We start from the raw sequence: 15,030 nt of genomic DNA on the forward strand, positions 1-15,030 counted from the left end.
GGCGGCGATGGTGAGGTTGACCTCGGCGCCGGGGCGCCCCGCGCAGCGGGTGCAGCTGCGACGCGCGGCGGCGGTCGTGGGGTCGGTCGCGGGCACGCCCGGAACCGGCACGGCCGGTGCGGGCTCGGTCGGCGTGGTGCTGGGCGTGGGTGCGGTGCTGGCAGGGGGTGGGGTCGGCGCGGTGTTCGCAGGAGGAACGGCCGACGCGCTGCTCGGCACCGCAGTGGTGGCGGTCTTGGTTGCGGACGACGTGCTGCTGGGTGCGGGCGTGGTGCTGGGGGTGGCCGCGGTCGGCGTGGACCCGGTGGGCGCTGTCTCGCTCGGCCTTGCCTCGCTCGGCGTGGGTGCGGTCGGCTTGGGTTCGGTCGGTGCCGTGCTGGCCTCGGGATGGCCCACCGGGGTGAGGGTGGCGGTGGGGATCGGCTCGGCAGGCCGGACGGGTGCGCCACGGGTGGTGGTCTCCGGCCACCGGCGCGCCCCGCTGCGCTGGGTGGGGACCGGCGCGGGTGGGTCGAGGTGGACCTCGAACGCCGGCCCGTCCGATTCGGGCACGTCTCCCACGACGAGGTCGCGCAGGCCGTCGGCGCGGAGCTGGTCCAGGGTGCGGGGGTCGCCCAGGGCCTTGGCGGTGCGGGCGGTGTGGTGCAGGACCCCGTCGACGCGGGTGGCGTCCTCGGCGGCCAGGACCACCCACATCGCGGCCATCCCGTGCGGGCGGCGCCGCGGTCGGGTGACCCGCCGACCGCGGCGGGCAAGCGTGTGGCGTCTGGCCTCGCCCTGGGGGTCGGCGATCCGGACCTCCCGGGCCACGCGCTGCTCGAGCTGCCGGCGGGAGCACTGGGCGGCGTCGGGCAGCACCGCGTCCTCCACGGCGTGCGCGGCCTGGTAGGGCAGGTCGATCAGCGCGCTGGCCAGGACCTCGGCCTTTCCGGCGTCGATGTGCCCGACCTCCAGCGCCTCCCGGGTGGCGGCGAGCATCCCGTCCAGGACCAGTGCCCGGTGCACGGCCTTGTTCGCGGTCATCAGCGACCAGCCCAACCGCATCGCGAGTTCGTCCCCGGCCACGCAGCCCTGCGTCGGTGGGGCGCCCGCGAGGGGTGACCACTGCGGGTGCATCTCGGGGCGACGGGCGAGCTCGGCGACGGCGTCGAGCATCGCGGCGTGCTGGTGGGCCTCCATCCGCGCCCGCGCCGCCACGACCTCCACGAGGATCGCGGGGGCGAGAACCGTGAGGTCGAGCCCGCGCAGCCAGGCGTCCAGTACCGGCCCCGGCGGGCACGCGGCGATGGCCTCGACCTGCCGCTGCTCACCCGTGCGCGCCGCCCCGCCGAACGCCACCACCGGGTCCGGGCCGTAGTCGGTCAGGCATACCCCGTCGGCCGCGTAGACCGGCAGCACCGGGTCGGCGACCGTGTCGCCCCGGGGGTGTTCCTGCAGGTCAGCCATGCAAGAACGCTACCGGCGACCACCGACACCACCCCCGGCCCGACCGCGCGCCCTGGGGACCACGCACGCCCCGCGCCCTGTGGAGGACTCGCCGCCCGCCTGCCGAGCGGCCACCCCGTCCGGTGCCGTCGTCCGCGTCGCCCCAGCGCGCCCGGCCGACCCGCCCCGCGCTCAGTCCGGGGCGGTGAGGAAGACGTCGGCCAGCTCCGGGTGGTGCGCGTGCACGAGGACGCCGAACACGACGAGGTCGAACAGCAGGTGCACGGCGACGACGTATGACAGGGAGGTGCTGCGCGCGAAGATCCAGCCCTGCACGAGGGCGAAGGGCGCGGTCAGCAGCGGCCCCCACTCGCGGTAGCCGAGCTCCCACAGGAACGACACGAAGACCACGGACTGCAGGACGTTCGCGGTCCACAGCCCGAGGTGCTGCCGCAGGAGTGCGAAGACGGTGCAGATGAAGAACAACTCGTCCCAGATGCCCACCGCGTTGACCCCGACGAACAGGCGCGCGATGTCCTGGCCGCCGTCGAGGTCGGGCCAGTTCCGGTACGCGCCGGAGCCGATGAAGTAGAAGGGCAGGACCAGGTAGCCGATCACGACGACGGCGCCGAGGTAGATCCACTGCCAGCGTGCCCAGCGCCGCCCCGTGGCGACGGGGAACCGGATGGTCCGCTGCCGGAACAGGTACCGCGAGAGCGCCCACGGGACGAGGACCGCGAGGGACAGGACGACGGTGAACCGCGTCATGCCCGCGTCGGACAGGTCGGCCTCCAACGAGATCGCGGAGACGATAGCCATGCCGGTGCCGATCAGGGCGAGGTCGCGTCCGAACGCGCGGTCGACGACGAGGCCGAGCGCGACGCCCGCGAGGAGGGGGACGTAGCCGAGGGGCCGGACGTGCACGGCGAAGATCAGGACGGCGGCACCGCAGACGAGCGCGGCGGCCAGCAGACGCGCCGGCGAGCCGATGTCCCACGGCCTCCGTCCGGTGGCCGCGGCAGCACCGTGCGTGGCGGCGGGCGGTGTCGCGGGTGTGGCCGCGGCGGAGGGGGTCACGTCGGCACCCTGTCACGGGCGGCCGGTCCCGGCCACGTGAGCGGTCCGGTCAGCGCACGCGGACGGGCTCGCCGAGCTCGGCGGTGAGGACGGCGCGCAGCGCCCGGGCGTCGTCGGGTTCGGCGGCGCGTCGGGGGAGCGGGAGGACGGACGTGCGCCGGCCCCGCGGCAGGGTGAGGAGGTACAGGCGATCGGTCTCGAGCACGCCGGAGAACGCGGACCACCGGAACGTCGAGGTGACGTCACCGATGGTCAGGGTGACGCCGGAGCCCGGCGCGACCTGGGCGGTGTGCTCGTCGTGCTGGCGGGGATCCCGCCGCCAGACCAGGCACGCCGCGAGCCGGTGCATCGGGAGCAGCACGAGCGCCGCCGCGACGGCGACGACCGGCAGCCACGAGAGGACCGGCTGCCCCAGTGCCCAGGCCCCGGCGGCCACACCCAGGCCGCCGACGAGGAGGGCGGCGGTCCGCCGTCCGCGGCGCAGCCGCATCAGCGCCCGGAGCGCCTCGGCGAGCTCGGTCCGCTCGGGGCGCCACTCCAGCGTCAGGGTCGGCGGGGCGGCGGCTCCGGTCACGGGTCTTCCTCCTGCTCGGCGGCGGTCGCCGCTCCCGCGCGAGTGTGCCCGTGGCCGGCGGCGCGGCGTGGTCGGACGATCCCGGATCACCCGGACGGCCGCGCCCGGACGGGCCGGGAGGACAGCGGCCGCGCCGGGCAGCCGTCAGGCCGCGACCGGCTCCACCGCCGGCCGCGAGGCCCGGAACCGCGCGACGGTCAGGCAGAACGCCACGGGGATCGCCGCGCACAGCAGCAGCGCGGGCCGCAGCCCGGTCCCGCCGTCGCCGGGCAGGGCCGCGGCGAGCGGCGCCAGCCACCCGTCGGCGGCCCCGGCGGCGGCGCCCGCGGCCCACGGCCCGAGGGTGCCGCCGGCGTCACCGGCGAGCGCGAGCAGGGCGAACATGGCCGCGCCGCCCATCGGGAACCGCGCAGCGGTGAGGGAGAAGGTGCCGGGCCACAGCAGGGCGACGCACAGGCCGCACAGCGCGCAGGCGAGCAGGCTGACGGCGGGGACGGCGACGGTCGCGGCCACGACGTAGCAGATGCCGGCGCCGGCCGACGACACGACGAGGAGCAGCCGGAGGGACACGCGCTGCCCCCAGATGCCGTAGGCGAACCGCCCGGCGCCCATGAGCAGCGCGAACAGGCCGGGACCGAGCAGGTCGCCGACCTGCTTGCTCACGCCGGTGCCCTGCTCGGCGAAGAACGACGACCACTGGGCCATGGTCAGCTCGGCGGCGCCGCCGGTCATCATGAGCGCGAGGGCGGCGAGGAACAGCGGCGTGCCGAGCAGGGACCGCAGCGGCGTCCGGTCCTCGTCGGCGACGGTGTCGGGCAGGGGCACGCGGAGGAACGCGACGAGGTTGACCAGCGGGACGACCGCCCACAGCACGGGCAGCACGGGCCAGAGGCCCTCGCCGAGGACGGCGAGCAGGGCGGTGGTGCCGACGACGACGGCGAGCTGCCCCCAGCAGTAGAACGAGTGCAGCAGGGCCATGCCGGCGGCCTTGGACTCGGGCGGGGTGGGCAGGTGCTCGACGACCGGGCTGACGAGGACCTCGAGCAGCCCGCCGCCGACGGCGTACACGACGACGGCCGCGCACAGCCCGACGAACGGGTCCGGGGTGACGAACGGCAGGACGGCGAGCAGGACGAGGCCGAGCGCGGCCAGGACGTGCGCGAGCACCAGCGGGACGCGGTACCCCACCCGGTCGACGACCCGCATCACGGCGAGGTCGGTGAGCAGCTGGACGCCGAAGTTGAGCGCCGCGAGGGCACCGAGCTGGGCCACCGGGATGTCGAGCCGCGTGTGGAACACGATGAACAGCAGCGGTGCCAGGTTGTTGACGACGGCCTGGACGACGTAGGCGGCGTAGCTGGCGCGCTTCGTCGCGGCGTAGGCGGGGGGCACGGTGCGGGTCCTCCGGGAGCGGTGCGGTCGGCGACCGGTGCGGCGCCGCCCCCGCAGCCTACGGGCGCGCGGCTCGGCGGCACGGCCACGTCGGGGCGCGGGCGGGCCGCCGACCCGACCACGGCGGCCGGTCAGGCCGGCGCCGAAGTCCTCACAACTGCCCTGGTGGCGGCCGATCGTACGAACGGTCGGCATGCGCTTCCCCTGCGCGCCCGCCGACATCGCTCCCGGAAGGACCCCCTGTGCTGCGACCGACCCGGATCCTGCTGCGCGACGGCGCCAGCCGCGCCCTGCTGCGCGCGGTCGACCTGCGCGGCCACACGGTCCGCATCGAGGGCACCGGGGGGAGCCTGCGCGTCGAAGACGCGACCACGGAGACGCTGCTGGTCGACGCGCCGATGGCCCGTCTGGAGCTCATCGACGGCGAGTCGATCCACTACGAGGGGGCCGGCCGCGTGCTCGACCAGCGCGAGCTGCGCCACCTGCGGATCACCCTGGAGTTCAGCGAGCCGGCGACCCGCTCGCTCCCGCGCGCCCCGCGCTGACCCGGGCGGAGGTCCGGACGGCCTTCGCGGCCGGGGGATGATCTCCGGGTGATGCGTCTCGGGGTCGTCGGTGCGGGTGCCATGGTGGCGGAGTTCCTGGAGCGCGCGGCACCGCGCGTGCCGGGGCTGGAGGTGGCGGGCGTGCTCGCCCGCCCGCGGTCGCTGGACCGGGCCCGGGAGCTCGCCGACCGCACGGGGGTGCCGCTCGTGACGGACCGCCTCGACGAGCTCTGCGCCGCCGGGATCGACACGCTGTACGTCGCGGTGCCGAACGCCGCACACGTCGCCTACGCCCGCGAGGGCCTGGAGCGCGGGCTGCACGTGGTGGTCGAGAAGCCCATGACGAGCACCGTCGACGAGGCGCTGGGCCTCCGCCGGCTGGCCGAGGAGCGCGGGCTCTTCCTGTTCGAGGCGATCACGACGATCCACCTGGCCGCCTTCGCCCAGGTGCGGGCGTGGCTGCCGCGGATCGGCGACGTGAAGCTGGTGCAGAGCCAGTACAGCCAGTACTCGCGGCGGTACGACGCGTTCCGGGCGGGGGAGGTCCCGCCGGCGTTCGACCCGGAGCAGTCCGGCGGTGCGCTGATGGACCTCGGGCTCTACAACCTGCACTTCGTGCTGGGCCTGTTCGGCGAGCCGGAGCGCGCGACCTACACCGCGAACGTCGAGCGCGGGATCGACACGAGCGGCGTGCTGGTCCTGCGCTACCCGGGGTTCGTCGCGACGTGCACGCAGGCCAAGGACTCGGCCGGGCCGCAGGGCGGGCTGATCCAGGGCACCGCGGGCCGGATCACGACGTCGACCTCGCCGAACCTGGTCGGGGCGGTGACCCTCGAGCTGGCCGACGGGACGGTGGAGACGGTCGACGACGGTCTCGCGGGGGACCGGCTGGCGACGGAGTTCCGGGCGTTCGTCCGGGCCGTCGAGGAGGACGACCGAGCCGCCGCGTCGGCGTGGCTGGACCGCAGCGTGGCGGTCATCCGGGTGCAGACGGCGGCGCGGCTGGGCGCCGGGATCCGGTTCCCAGCGGACGGCTGACGGGACGCCCGGCGCGGGGACGACGAAGGCCCGGTCCCTCGACGGGGCCGGGCCTGCGTGCTGGTGCCCTCGATAGGATTCGAACCTAGGCGACGCCATATGAACCACGATGCACAGTTCACCCGCAGGATGCATCTGAGCAGGGTTGGCGCTGTCCTATCGCGTGACGTACCGTGAATCCAGATCAACAACGTGTCACTACGAGGTGACACGGTAGTGACACGAGGGGCAGGGCATGGCTGGTCGACGGGGCTTCGGGCAGGTGCGCAAGCTGCCCTCCGGGCGATGGCAGGCCCGGTACACCGCACCCGGCGCGGAACAGCAGTGGGTCAACGCCCCCGCCACGTTCGACACGAAGCGCGCCGGCGAGACCTGGCTCGCGAAGCAGCAGACCCTCATCGCCGAGGGCAAGATCAACCCCACCGCCACCCGCACCACGTTCGGCGAGTATGCAGACGCCTGGCTCGCCGGTCGCACGCTCAAGACGTCGACGCGCGCCCTGTACCGCGGCCAGCTTGACCGCGCCCTCCTCCCACAGTGGGGCGACGTGCGCCTCCCCGACATCACCCCAGGCGCCGTGCGCGAGTGGCACTCGACGCTGCTGCCCGACCGCCCCACCGAGCGCGCGCACGTGTACGCGCTCCTGCGCACCATCCTGAACACCGCGGTCCGGGACGACCTGATCCCGACGAACCCGTGCCGTGTCGAGGGAGCCGGATCCGTGCGCCGCGCGAAGACCATCCGGCCGGCGTCGATCCCCGAGCTCGAGGTCATCGTCGCGAACGTCGAAGAGAGGCTGCGACCGATGGTCCTCCTCGCCGCCTGGTGCGCCCTGCGGTTCGGGGAGGTGTCCGAGCTGCGAACTGGTGACGTCAGCCTGGCTGACCGCGTCCTGCGGATCCGCAGAGCCGCCAACTGGCAGACCGGACGCGCGCTGATCGACACCCCCAAGACCGAAGCCGGGAGCCGTGACGTCGCGATCCCGCCTCACCTGGTGCCGCTGCTTGAGCAGCACCTCAAGGGTCTCCGCTCACCGGAGTCCGTCCGTCCGCCGGACCCACTGCTGTTCCCAGCCGAGCCCGGGACCGACGAGCACCTCTCACCGCACCGCTTCCGCGGCCCGTTCAAGCGCGCCTGCCGCGCCGCCGGCCGCCCGGACCTGACGTTCCACGGACTGCGCCACACCGGCGCCGTGCTCGCGGCCGCGTCCGGCGCGACCATCGCCGAGCTCATGGCCCGGCTCGGGCACACGACCCCCGCGATGGCGATGCGCTACCAGCACGCCGCCGCGGACCGTGACCGCGTCATCGCCGACGCGCTCTCGCGACTCGCCACAGGAGGTGATGGGTAGCGACGCGGAGGGTACTCGCTAAGCGCGTACCCTCCAACGACAGCGGCCTCGCCCGGTGTTGGAGCACCGAACGAGGCCTAGGTGACAACCTGTTGGAGCAGGTCATCCCCATGAACGACATCATCGCACGCACCACCGACACGACCCAGCACCCCGCCTGGTGCACCGACCACGCCGTGTGGTCTCCCGGCGCGGAGGAGCACCGACACTCGCTTCTCGTGAAGGCGGTCTGGCACGAGGCTCTCAACCGGATCGACGACTCCGACCGGATCTGGATCCGCCACGAGATCGGTCCGAAGGTGAACCCACTCTCGCCGTGGGCGACGGTCAACATCAGCTACAACATGCAGGCCGCGACGCCCTCTGAGGCTCGTCTCGTCGCCCGCATGATCCTGCAGGCTGCCGACATCGTCGACCCCGCAGGCGCTGCGGACACGGGCGAACTCGGCCCGAGCAAGTCGACTCTGACTACTCCGTTCGGGTGAACGTACCCGCCGGGGGTCTGGTAGGCGCGCGGGCCTCGATGTGTAGACAACGCGGTGTCCACTTGTCACGTGCACCCCCGCAAGGCGCGAGGTCAGCGCTCGGTTCCTCGGTGTCCAGTTGTCAGGCCTTGTGTAGACGCCAGCACGCCAGGGTGATAGGCGCCTAGCGCTCTGACCAGCACCGTCGCGTCAACCGTCGGTACCGAGACACCCCATGCGGACTTATGGTTCATGCAAGCGGAATCGCTACCCGCCACCACAACGAAAGCGGCCCCCTCGCATTCCGTCAGCGCCAACTGACGGGAGGGGGCCGCAACCTCCGGCTAGAGAGGCACGCCCATGCTTGCACACCCCCGCCCCGCTGACGACGGCCCCGAGTTCGTCACCGTCGCCGCCGTCGCCCGCACCCTCAGCGTCACCGAGCGCTTCGTCCGCGAGCGCATCGCCTGCGGCGACCTCCCCGCCGTCAAGGTCGGCGCCAAGGCCATCCGGATCCGCCGCACCGACGTCGACGCGCTGCTGCACCCGGTCGCCGCAGCCTGAGCGGGTGGGAGCCACCAACGTCCTGAGGGCGTTCGTGGCCGCCGAGCAGGCAACCCTTCCCGCTCCCGCGCGACTCATCCTCGTCAGGATGGCGGTCACCGCCAAGGACGACGATGACCCACCGCGGTACTTCGCCGGCTGGGAACTGCTCGCACAGGCCATCGGATACCCCCTCGCGGACGTCTCAGAGGGCATGCCCAGGCGCGAGAGCGCACGGCGGCATGTTCGGCGTCTCGTGAAGGAGCTCGAGATGTCCGGCCTCCTCACCAGAGACGGTCGCGCCTTCTCCGGTCGAAACGCCGAGTACCACCTCCATCTCGCCGGCCGACTGGGGGACACCTCAGACCCCTCACGCCGACCGGCCAGGACCGCAGTGGGGGTCACCTCAGACCCCTCGGAGGGGGTCATCTCAGACCCCGCTAGAGGGGGGTCTAGGAGGTCCGGACTGGGGGACACCTCAGACCCCTCCAAGGAGGAGGAGGAACCAGGTACAGGAGACAGGACAGGAAGATCAGCGCCTTCTCCCACACCTCACCAGGGCACGAAGCACTCGCAAGGCGATGACGACTATGCCGCCGCGAGAGAAGCACTGAACCGTGCAGGGGCTCTTGCGGGAGACCTGATCGCCGCGGCGCGACGCGAGCAGCCCGACGCAACCACTCGCGAGGCGATCCTCCTCGCGGCTTCCCGACTCAGCACACGAGGTGCCGCATGACTGAGCTCCACCACGACGAGACCGTGCTCGACATCCTCGAGCCCGCATTCCACGCCCGCGGCGCCGCTTGCATCGGGCGCGGAGCAGACCTGGAGGCAGCCGCCCGAGTCGTGGTGGCCGGCCGATGAACCGCGCACCTCAGCTCGACGCTCACGGATTCGAGCACCGCCATGGCTGCACGATGCCCGGCTGGACCTCTCGGCCCGCCAGCATCCGCGGCTTCTATGTCCTGACGTGCCCCACCTGCGGGGCCGTCCGCCTCACCCGGCACAGGGACAACTGACAGACCCACACCGCCCGTTCCCTCGACACCCACGCGGAGGCGTGATGAGCACCGAGATGTTCGAAGACTTCGGCACCTTCTGGAAGGACTACGACCCCCGCACGGGGATCGGGGACCCCTCGACTCCACTGGCCGCCACAACACTCAACGCGCGGGAGGCCAAGTACCGCGAGCTTCGAGACCAGGTGGCCGTGTACACCGATGAGGCGAGGCAGGCCGCCGAGGACGCCCAGGCCCCGACCGACGCGCAGGTCGCCACGCTGGTCGGGACGTCCTCGGCGACGCGCACCGCGCTCGACGGCCGGTACGCGACCGCGGTCGACGGCTCCGGGCGCGGCGTGGTCCGCGCCGGCGCGCTGTTCCTGAACGTCCGCGACTTCGGCGCCGTCGGGAACGGGTCGACGAACGACCGCGCCGCGATCCAGGCCGCGATCGACGCCGCCTCGACCGCCGGCGGCGGCCTCGTGTACCTCCCGCGCGGCAGCTACCTGATCGACGCCGGCCTCACGATCGCCAGCGCCAACGTGTCCCTCATCGGAACCGGGATGGGCGCCACGGAGATCGTCCACTCCGGGACAACCGGCAACACGATCGAGATCGCCCTCACTGCTACGCGCACGACGGTGGCAGTGATGACGGTCAGGCGGCCGTCCGTCGCGACCTCCGGGGCCGCAATCTACGTGTTCTCGAACACCGGGGCCGCGAACCACATGACCATCCGGGACGTGTTCCTCTACCAGCACTTCCGTGCGCTCTATCTCGGCCCTGCGACCTGGGCCGAGGTCCGCAACGTGATCGTCGACGTGTGCAACTCCGACGGCGTCTTCATCACGAACAACAACGACAACGGCGCGTGCCAGTGGCAGCTGACGAATATCCTCGTCCAGCGCGCCGCTGGAGCCGGGTTCCGCGTCTACTCCCAGACCACGGGCGCCCCGCAGATCACGCTCGGGCAGTGGACGAACGTCGCGACGTTCGCGTGCACCGGATCCGGACTCTCGTTCGAGGGTCGCGCCGGCCGACCGATCAACGACATTCGTGTTGCCAACGCGTTCATCGGCGAGGACGGGTGCGCCAACGGCGGGGAGATCGCCCTGGACACCTACGGCGGCAACCACATCATCATCGCGCCGTTCATCGAGCTGTCGGGGTCCCGGACGACGGGCCCGGCCTTCGGAACGCCCGCATCCGGTGTCGGACACGGCATCGTCATCAGCGCGAACAACACCGACGTCGGCATCAGCGGGGGATTCATCGTCGCGAACGCCGACTGCGGTATCTACACCGCCGCTGGCCGAACGAACGTCTCGGGCGTCCTGTTCAAGAGCAACGGCCAGAACGCGGTGGCCGGCGCGGACCACAACGCGGCCGTCTACAACGGCGCCGGCCGGCTCACTATGACGGGGTGCACCGCATGGGGTCAGCAGTGGGGTGAGTACACGACGGTCGACAGTGTGCTCGTCGTCGGGAACGACCTCGGCGGGTGGAGCTCGGGCGGCGCGGCGACCGGCGCGGGTGTCGCCCTCACTGCCTCCGTGGTCGCCAACAACCGCACGAGTTGAGGGTGCGCGATGGATGACACCTACGCCCCGAAGCTCCACCCGCACGGCGTCGCGACCTCGGCTGTCGCCGCCTCCGGAACGACGACCCGGGCCGGGCAGACCGGTGCGCTGCGCGCCTCGCGGCAGGCCGCACGCCAACGCGTGGAGCTGCGCCGTGCTCGCGAGATCATCGCCGAGCAGAACCGCGTCATCGTCACCGTTCTCCTCCAGGAGCAACTGACCGACGTCGACGACTTCCACGCCTTCATCGGCATGGACGCCATCACGAGCCCCGACGGCTCTCTCAACGTCCGCGAGTTCACCCTTCGAATCGGTGACCTACGACGCCGCAAACCACATCTCTTCAGGGTAAACTCGAAGGCGCCGGACTCGACCGCACCCGTGGTGCCCGAGTCCGAGCCCTCACCTCCAGCGGAGGACACGCCCCAGGCCAGCGGCCCGCGTGCACCTACACCGCTCATGGAGGAACCATGACCCGCAGCACCCTCACCCTCGCCGAGCGCGCTGCGCGCGCACGCGCGGCCGCCGTCGACAACCCCACCACGTTGAACGTAGCGATCGCCGCGTCACTCACGGAGAAGGCCGAACGCGCCGAAGCGGAACCCTCGGCGCATCCCGCGACGACCGCGGGGCGCACCACTCCTTCCCGAGCCGCGAGCTCCGAGGACGCGATCTACCGGGCGATCTACGGCGAGCCCGCCGCGAGGCGGCCCACGTGCTCCGTGGCCCTCACCACGCAGACCGAGGACCAGCTCTACACCGCTATCTACGGCACCAAGGTCGCCTGAGCCATGGGACTGCCCACCACGACTCATCAGGCTCAGCCCTACGCCATCGCTCCCCGAACCCGCTACCAGGTCGTTGGCAGCATGGTCATCGTCGACCTCATCGGCGGCGGGAGGGCCTACCTCGAGCGCGGCGCGCTCATCCCCACCAACACCCGTCCGGACTGCCTCGAGCACCTCCGGGCAGTCGACCTGGTCCAGGAGATTCCCGCATGAACGGATGGCTCGAGTCCGACTACCGTCCCGAGTTCCACGTCGGACGCATCAGCACTCTCCGCGCTGCCATCGAACAGTTCGGAGCGACCGTTCCCGACTCGATCGCTCGCGCCGAGCAACTTCTGCTGGCTGGCCAGGCCTTCGTCGACCAGGAGGCCGGCAGCGTCCTGAGCCTCACCGACGATCATGTCGCCGAGAACATCATCCAGCGCTCGTGGCGCGCGCACGTCTCCCACGCTCCTCTGCAGATGTCACCGCCTGTCGGTGCGGAGGCAGGCTTCGAGACGTTCAAGCGGGCGCTTGTGGTCGAGCTGCTCGCCGACGTCCGAGGCCGCGTGCCCGACCTGATCGCCGAGGTCCGCGGCGACTTCGACATGGCCGCCGACGTGATGGTCACGGCCGTCCAGGAGTTCGGGTTCACCTACAACACGACCGCCAACGACGTCATCGACATGGACAACCCCGACGCCGTTCGTGCGCTCCGCGAGACCCGGCCTGCATGGCGTGCACTCGTCCGCATCGAGCGCGGCCTGCGCGACCTGCTCGCTGCCCTTGACATCGCGACACCGCTTGACCCGCGCAACCGCGCCATCGGCGACCCGCCCGACCTCTCGGCCTACTTCGCAGCTGGCGAGATCTGGTCCGACAACGGCGGCTACCACATCGAGCAGCGCACCCAGGGGGGCATCGACTGGTTCGCCCTCGCCGCCGGCGGGCTGCGGCTCAATACCCCCAGCGAGGTCGAGGCCAAGATCTCGGGGCGGGCGGCCTGAACGTGGCGCCCGGTTCGGTTGGGAGCCGGGCGCCGCACATGCCCGAGAGCGAGCTTCGGACGAGCACCACGCACTCGGGCGCAACGGCGAGGACGTGCTGGCGGTATGTTGCTGCCGGCACGTCCTCGCCCCCAAAAAAGCCGGTCAGGCCCGTGGGGGGCCGACTGCCGGGGGGAGCCGTCCTCTCTCCCCGGGGTTGCTGAGGGGGGTCGCGCGCACGCGCGCGCGAGAGGGAGAGACAGTCTCACAGATCGGTGGTCGTCCACGCCGAGAAGAAGACCCGGTGCCTGGGCCCCGACGAGAGGTACGCGTTCAGTGCGTACCCCTGGAGGGACGCACGCGGTCACCGTCATCACCGAGCCGTGCCTGTACGGAGCGGGTCCTCGGGTGCGCAGCCAGGACGGCGCCGGCGATGCCACCCCAGAGGCGGGGAGTAGCGACACCCGCACACGACAGCGCCCCCGTCCTCCTCCGGGAGGGCGGGGGCGCTGTCGCGAAGGGGTATACGGCAGTGAGGGCGGCTACGCGGGGACCAGCGCGCGCGACTTGATCTCCAGCGCCTCGAAGACCGCGAACTCCACGCGCGCTTCGGAGGCGGTGGTCGCAACGGGCTGTGCCGTGGCGGCGAACGCGTGCCGGATGACTAGCCAAGCGGGCCACAAGATGAGCCAGAACCTGCCGCAGAACACAGTGGCTCGGAACGTCTCCCGAACGAGCTCCCTCTCGAGGTTCTCGATTGCGGTTCGGTTGGGACAGTCGTCGCTCGCTTCGAACGCCGCCCACACCGGATCCAGTTCATCCACGTGCGAACCACGTCGGTGCTGACGCCGATACACCGCGGCGCCGGCAACCACGAAGCTCGCGGGCGGAGCCCCGATCTGGATGAGACGCCGGCCCCGGTCACCGAGGTTGGTAAGCGCGCCGCGCTCGACCCGCGTGAGCCTCAGGTCTTCGAGCTCGGCAATCGCATCGAGTACCGCCGCACCTCGGAGGGTGAGGCGGTTCCTGGCGATCTCCGGGACGACCACGAACACAAGAGTCCCCGCGAAGACCACGCTGAAGAGGATCGCGAACAGGGACCACAGTTGTCCGACATCCATCTACCACACCCCCGGAGTGTCTGATCGGTTCGACTCTACGGCTACTTCTTGGGCCGAGCGCGCTGATTTCGCTGTGAACTGATGCGCTTCTGCGACTTACGCTGCTGTAGTTCGCCCCGCAACTTCGTGTTGTCCGAGCGGAGCTTCATGATCGCCGCCAGGCCTGCAACGTTCAGGCCGACGCTGATCGTCGTCGACAGACTCACGCTGACGAGCGTCTCCCGGCCGGCCACCAGTTCGACCAGGGGACGGAGCTCGTGAATCACGAGCCACGCCGCACCGGCAAGGATCAGCCATCCTGCCACCCTAGTGATCGACAGGACGACCAGGAGGAACCGATTGTCGTCAGCCATGCGGTACCTGCGCCCCCTTGCTCGTCATGCCCTAGATCGGGAGCAGCATCGCTGAATCCGAGTCGGCGCTGACGATCTCACTCTCGTGCGCACCAGCGCACCAGCCGTTCGGGTGACGTCTGGGCCCTACGGCACCGCCGTACCTTGGGTGAGCCGCTGCGTGGTCTCGCAAAACCACCACTCGTCGTCGTTCGGCAGCACGAGGACGAACATCGCGTCCTCCCGCTGGTTGTGCAGGTGGCACAGTCCGGGTCGGCGGTTGACGATGCCAGCTGCGGCGAGCTCGATCCCAAGGCGCGCGACGTCCGAGCGGCTACCGGCGCCGGCGACCGCGTTCGCGTCGAGGCGCGCGACGGTGTCGGGCAGAATCTTGGCGCCGACGAGCTCGCGGCGCGGGCCGGGGCGCGGCATCAGCCGGCCCTCCGCGCGGCGTTGGTGACCGCGGCCGCCGTGGTCGCGGCCCAGACGGCCCAGAGCGCGATCCAGGCGCCGGGGTACCGGTCGGCGAACACGATGGTGAGGACGGCGAGCGTGACGGCGGCGGCGGCCGACGGCTGCACGCCGCCGTGCTGCAGGGCTCTAGGCGTCGGGGAGCTCGTCGAGGTACTTCTCGAGCGCTTTGGCCGGGATGACGATCCGGCGGCCAAGCTGCTTGGCCTGCAGCTGCCCGGAGTGGATCGCCTTGTCGATGCGGTCCTTGGAGGTGCGAAGCGCCTGAGCCGCCTCCTCGCGGGTGTAGACGAGCTGCTGCGGGGTGAGTCGTGGCATACGCCTGGCGTACCCCATCGGGGACCGACTCCTGGCCGACAACAC

Annotated in this window: 21 protein-coding genes; 12 read left to right on the forward strand and 9 right to left on the reverse strand. The window is 71.8% G+C overall.

All coding sequences use genetic code 11. From position 1 onward, the window contains the following. From FS882_RS19005 to FS882_RS19020, 4 genes are all read right to left on the reverse strand, one after another. The coding region (locus tag FS882_RS19005; RefSeq protein WP_158375529.1) for a DUF222 domain-containing protein at nucleotides 1–1,446 on the reverse strand (1,446 nt) is incomplete at its 3' end. Nucleotides 1,447–1,617: 171 nt separating this feature from the next. Further along, nucleotides 1,618–2,415, reverse strand: a complete 798-nt coding sequence (locus FS882_RS19010) for a CPBP family intramembrane glutamic endopeptidase (RefSeq protein WP_158375627.1) — start codon at nucleotides 2,413–2,415, stop codon at nucleotides 1,618–1,620. A 136-nt stretch (nucleotides 2,416–2,551) separates the two neighbouring features. After that, nucleotides 2,552–3,076 (reverse strand): YcxB family protein, encoded by a 525-nt coding sequence (locus FS882_RS19015; RefSeq protein WP_158375531.1) that lies wholly within the window; start codon nucleotides 3,074–3,076, stop codon nucleotides 2,552–2,554. 144 nt (nucleotides 3,077–3,220) lie between these two features. Continuing rightward, nucleotides 3,221–4,468 (reverse strand): MFS transporter, encoded by a 1,248-nt coding sequence (locus tag FS882_RS19020; RefSeq protein ID WP_158375533.1) that lies wholly within the window; start codon nucleotides 4,466–4,468, stop codon nucleotides 3,221–3,223. A gap of 242 nt (nucleotides 4,469–4,710) precedes the next feature. On the opposite strand from FS882_RS19020, the gene FS882_RS19025 reads away from it, so the two are divergent. From FS882_RS19025 to FS882_RS19070, 12 genes are all read left to right on the forward strand, one after another. Further along, on the forward strand, nucleotides 4,711–5,013 hold the full coding sequence (locus tag FS882_RS19025) for a hypothetical protein (RefSeq protein WP_158375535.1): 303 nt from the start codon (nucleotides 4,711–4,713) through the stop codon (nucleotides 5,011–5,013). A gap of 51 nt (nucleotides 5,014–5,064) precedes the next feature. After that, entirely contained in the window at nucleotides 5,065–6,051 is a 987-nt protein-coding gene (locus FS882_RS19030) for a Gfo/Idh/MocA family protein (protein ID WP_158375629.1), read from the forward strand. Between the two features lie 235 nt (nucleotides 6,052–6,286). Beyond that, entirely contained in the window at nucleotides 6,287–7,402 is a 1,116-nt protein-coding gene (locus FS882_RS19035) for a tyrosine-type recombinase/integrase (protein ID WP_158375537.1), read from the forward strand. A gap of 110 nt (nucleotides 7,403–7,512) precedes the next feature. Further along, the gene (locus FS882_RS19040; protein ID WP_158375539.1) at nucleotides 7,513–7,887 is read left to right on the forward strand and encodes a hypothetical protein; all 375 of its coding nucleotides are present in this window, start codon (nucleotides 7,513–7,515) and stop codon (nucleotides 7,885–7,887) included. A gap of 339 nt (nucleotides 7,888–8,226) precedes the next feature. Next, on the forward strand, nucleotides 8,227–8,430 hold the full coding sequence (locus tag FS882_RS19045) for a helix-turn-helix domain-containing protein (protein WP_158375541.1): 204 nt from the start codon (nucleotides 8,227–8,229) through the stop codon (nucleotides 8,428–8,430). Between the two features lie 4 nt (nucleotides 8,431–8,434). Then, nucleotides 8,435–9,145, forward strand: coding sequence for a hypothetical protein (locus FS882_RS19050; protein ID WP_158375543.1), 711 nt, complete (start codon nucleotides 8,435–8,437; stop codon nucleotides 9,143–9,145). Then, the gene (locus FS882_RS21700) at nucleotides 9,142–9,273 is read left to right on the forward strand and encodes a hypothetical protein (protein ID WP_262348415.1); all 132 of its coding nucleotides are present in this window, start codon (nucleotides 9,142–9,144) and stop codon (nucleotides 9,271–9,273) included. Before FS882_RS19050 ends, FS882_RS21700 begins: the two co-directional genes overlap by 4 nt. A 199-nt stretch (nucleotides 9,274–9,472) precedes the next feature. After that, nucleotides 9,473–10,990: a glycosyl hydrolase family 28-related protein gene (locus FS882_RS19055; RefSeq protein ID WP_158375545.1), complete on the forward strand. Its 1,518-nt coding sequence runs from the start codon at nucleotides 9,473–9,475 to the stop codon at nucleotides 10,988–10,990. A 9-nt stretch (nucleotides 10,991–10,999) separates the two neighbouring features. Beyond that, nucleotides 11,000–11,464 (forward strand): hypothetical protein, encoded by a 465-nt coding sequence (locus FS882_RS19060; RefSeq protein WP_158375547.1) that lies wholly within the window; start codon nucleotides 11,000–11,002, stop codon nucleotides 11,462–11,464. Continuing rightward, on the forward strand, nucleotides 11,461–11,778 hold the full coding sequence (locus FS882_RS19065; protein WP_158375549.1) for a hypothetical protein: 318 nt from the start codon (nucleotides 11,461–11,463) through the stop codon (nucleotides 11,776–11,778). The genes FS882_RS19060 and FS882_RS19065 overlap by 4 nt, the downstream gene beginning before the upstream one ends. A gap of 3 nt (nucleotides 11,779–11,781) precedes the next feature. Beyond that, nucleotides 11,782–11,991, forward strand: a complete 210-nt coding sequence (locus FS882_RS21195; protein ID WP_187365383.1) for a hypothetical protein — start codon at nucleotides 11,782–11,784, stop codon at nucleotides 11,989–11,991. Beyond that, the gene (locus FS882_RS19070) at nucleotides 11,988–12,764 is read left to right on the forward strand and encodes a hypothetical protein (protein ID WP_158375551.1); all 777 of its coding nucleotides are present in this window, start codon (nucleotides 11,988–11,990) and stop codon (nucleotides 12,762–12,764) included. The genes FS882_RS21195 and FS882_RS19070 overlap by 4 nt, the downstream gene beginning before the upstream one ends. 521 nt (nucleotides 12,765–13,285) lie before the next feature. Here the strand turns inward: FS882_RS19070 and FS882_RS19075 are convergent. From FS882_RS19075 to FS882_RS19090, 5 genes are all read right to left on the reverse strand, one after another. Beyond that, on the reverse strand, nucleotides 13,286–13,864 hold the full coding sequence (locus tag FS882_RS19075) for a hypothetical protein (RefSeq protein ID WP_158375553.1): 579 nt from the start codon (nucleotides 13,862–13,864) through the stop codon (nucleotides 13,286–13,288). 41 nt (nucleotides 13,865–13,905) lie between these two features. After that, a complete protein-coding gene (locus FS882_RS19080; protein WP_158375555.1) occupies nucleotides 13,906–14,217 on the reverse strand; it encodes a hypothetical protein in 312 nt (103 codons plus the stop codon). A 126-nt stretch (nucleotides 14,218–14,343) separates the two neighbouring features. Next, nucleotides 14,344–14,628 carry a hypothetical protein gene (locus FS882_RS19085; RefSeq protein WP_158375557.1) on the reverse strand — a complete coding sequence of 95 codons (285 nt, stop codon included), beginning with the start codon at nucleotides 14,626–14,628 and terminating at the stop codon, nucleotides 14,344–14,346. Continuing rightward, the gene (locus FS882_RS21200; protein ID WP_187365384.1) at nucleotides 14,628–14,777 is read right to left on the reverse strand and encodes a hypothetical protein; all 150 of its coding nucleotides are present in this window, start codon (nucleotides 14,775–14,777) and stop codon (nucleotides 14,628–14,630) included. Before FS882_RS21200 ends, FS882_RS19085 begins: the two co-directional genes overlap by 1 nt. A 19-nt stretch (nucleotides 14,778–14,796) precedes the next feature. Continuing rightward, complete coding sequence (locus FS882_RS19090) at nucleotides 14,797–14,985, reverse strand: helix-turn-helix domain-containing protein (RefSeq protein WP_187365385.1); 189 nt, start codon at nucleotides 14,983–14,985, stop codon at nucleotides 14,797–14,799. Between the last annotated feature and the right edge of the window lie 45 nt (nucleotides 14,986–15,030).

Origin of the sequence: Cellulosimicrobium cellulans (assembly GCF_007679345.1) — a bacterium.
GTDB lineage: Bacteria > Actinomycetota > Actinomycetes > Actinomycetales > Cellulomonadaceae > Cellulomonas > Cellulomonas cellulans_A.

What these genes read in the sequence shown, in the direction of transcription:
- FS882_RS19030 (WP_158375629.1), top strand. Translation starts at nt 5,065, where the DNA reads ATGCGTCTCGGGGTCGTCGGTGCGGGTGCCATGGTGGCGGAGTTCCTG.
- FS882_RS19035 (WP_158375537.1), top strand. Translation starts at nt 6,287, where the DNA reads ATGGCTGGTCGACGGGGCTTCGGGCAGGTGCGCAAGCTGCCCTCCGGG.
- FS882_RS19040 (WP_158375539.1), top strand. Translation starts at nt 7,513, where the DNA reads ATGAACGACATCATCGCACGCACCACCGACACGACCCAGCACCCCGCC.
- FS882_RS19045 (WP_158375541.1), top strand. Translation starts at nt 8,227, where the DNA reads ATGCTTGCACACCCCCGCCCCGCTGACGACGGCCCCGAGTTCGTCACC.
- FS882_RS21700 (WP_262348415.1), top strand. Translation starts at nt 9,142, where the DNA reads ATGACTGAGCTCCACCACGACGAGACCGTGCTCGACATCCTCGAGCCC.
- FS882_RS19055 (WP_158375545.1), top strand. Translation starts at nt 9,473, where the DNA reads ATGAGCACCGAGATGTTCGAAGACTTCGGCACCTTCTGGAAGGACTAC.
- FS882_RS19060 (WP_158375547.1), top strand. Translation starts at nt 11,000, where the DNA reads ATGGATGACACCTACGCCCCGAAGCTCCACCCGCACGGCGTCGCGACC.
- FS882_RS19065 (WP_158375549.1), top strand. Translation starts at nt 11,461, where the DNA reads ATGACCCGCAGCACCCTCACCCTCGCCGAGCGCGCTGCGCGCGCACGC.
- FS882_RS21195 (WP_187365383.1), top strand. Translation starts at nt 11,782, where the DNA reads ATGGGACTGCCCACCACGACTCATCAGGCTCAGCCCTACGCCATCGCT.
- FS882_RS19070 (WP_158375551.1), top strand. Translation starts at nt 11,988, where the DNA reads ATGAACGGATGGCTCGAGTCCGACTACCGTCCCGAGTTCCACGTCGGA.
- FS882_RS19075 (WP_158375553.1), bottom strand. Translation starts at nt 13,864, where the DNA reads ATGGATGTCGGACAACTGTGGTCCCTGTTCGCGATCCTCTTCAGCGTG.
- FS882_RS19080 (WP_158375555.1), bottom strand. Translation starts at nt 14,217, where the DNA reads ATGGCTGACGACAATCGGTTCCTCCTGGTCGTCCTGTCGATCACTAGG.
- FS882_RS19085 (WP_158375557.1), bottom strand. Translation starts at nt 14,628, where the DNA reads ATGCCGCGCCCCGGCCCGCGCCGCGAGCTCGTCGGCGCCAAGATTCTG.
- FS882_RS19090 (WP_187365385.1), bottom strand. Translation starts at nt 14,985, where the DNA reads ATGCCACGACTCACCCCGCAGCAGCTCGTCTACACCCGCGAGGAGGCG.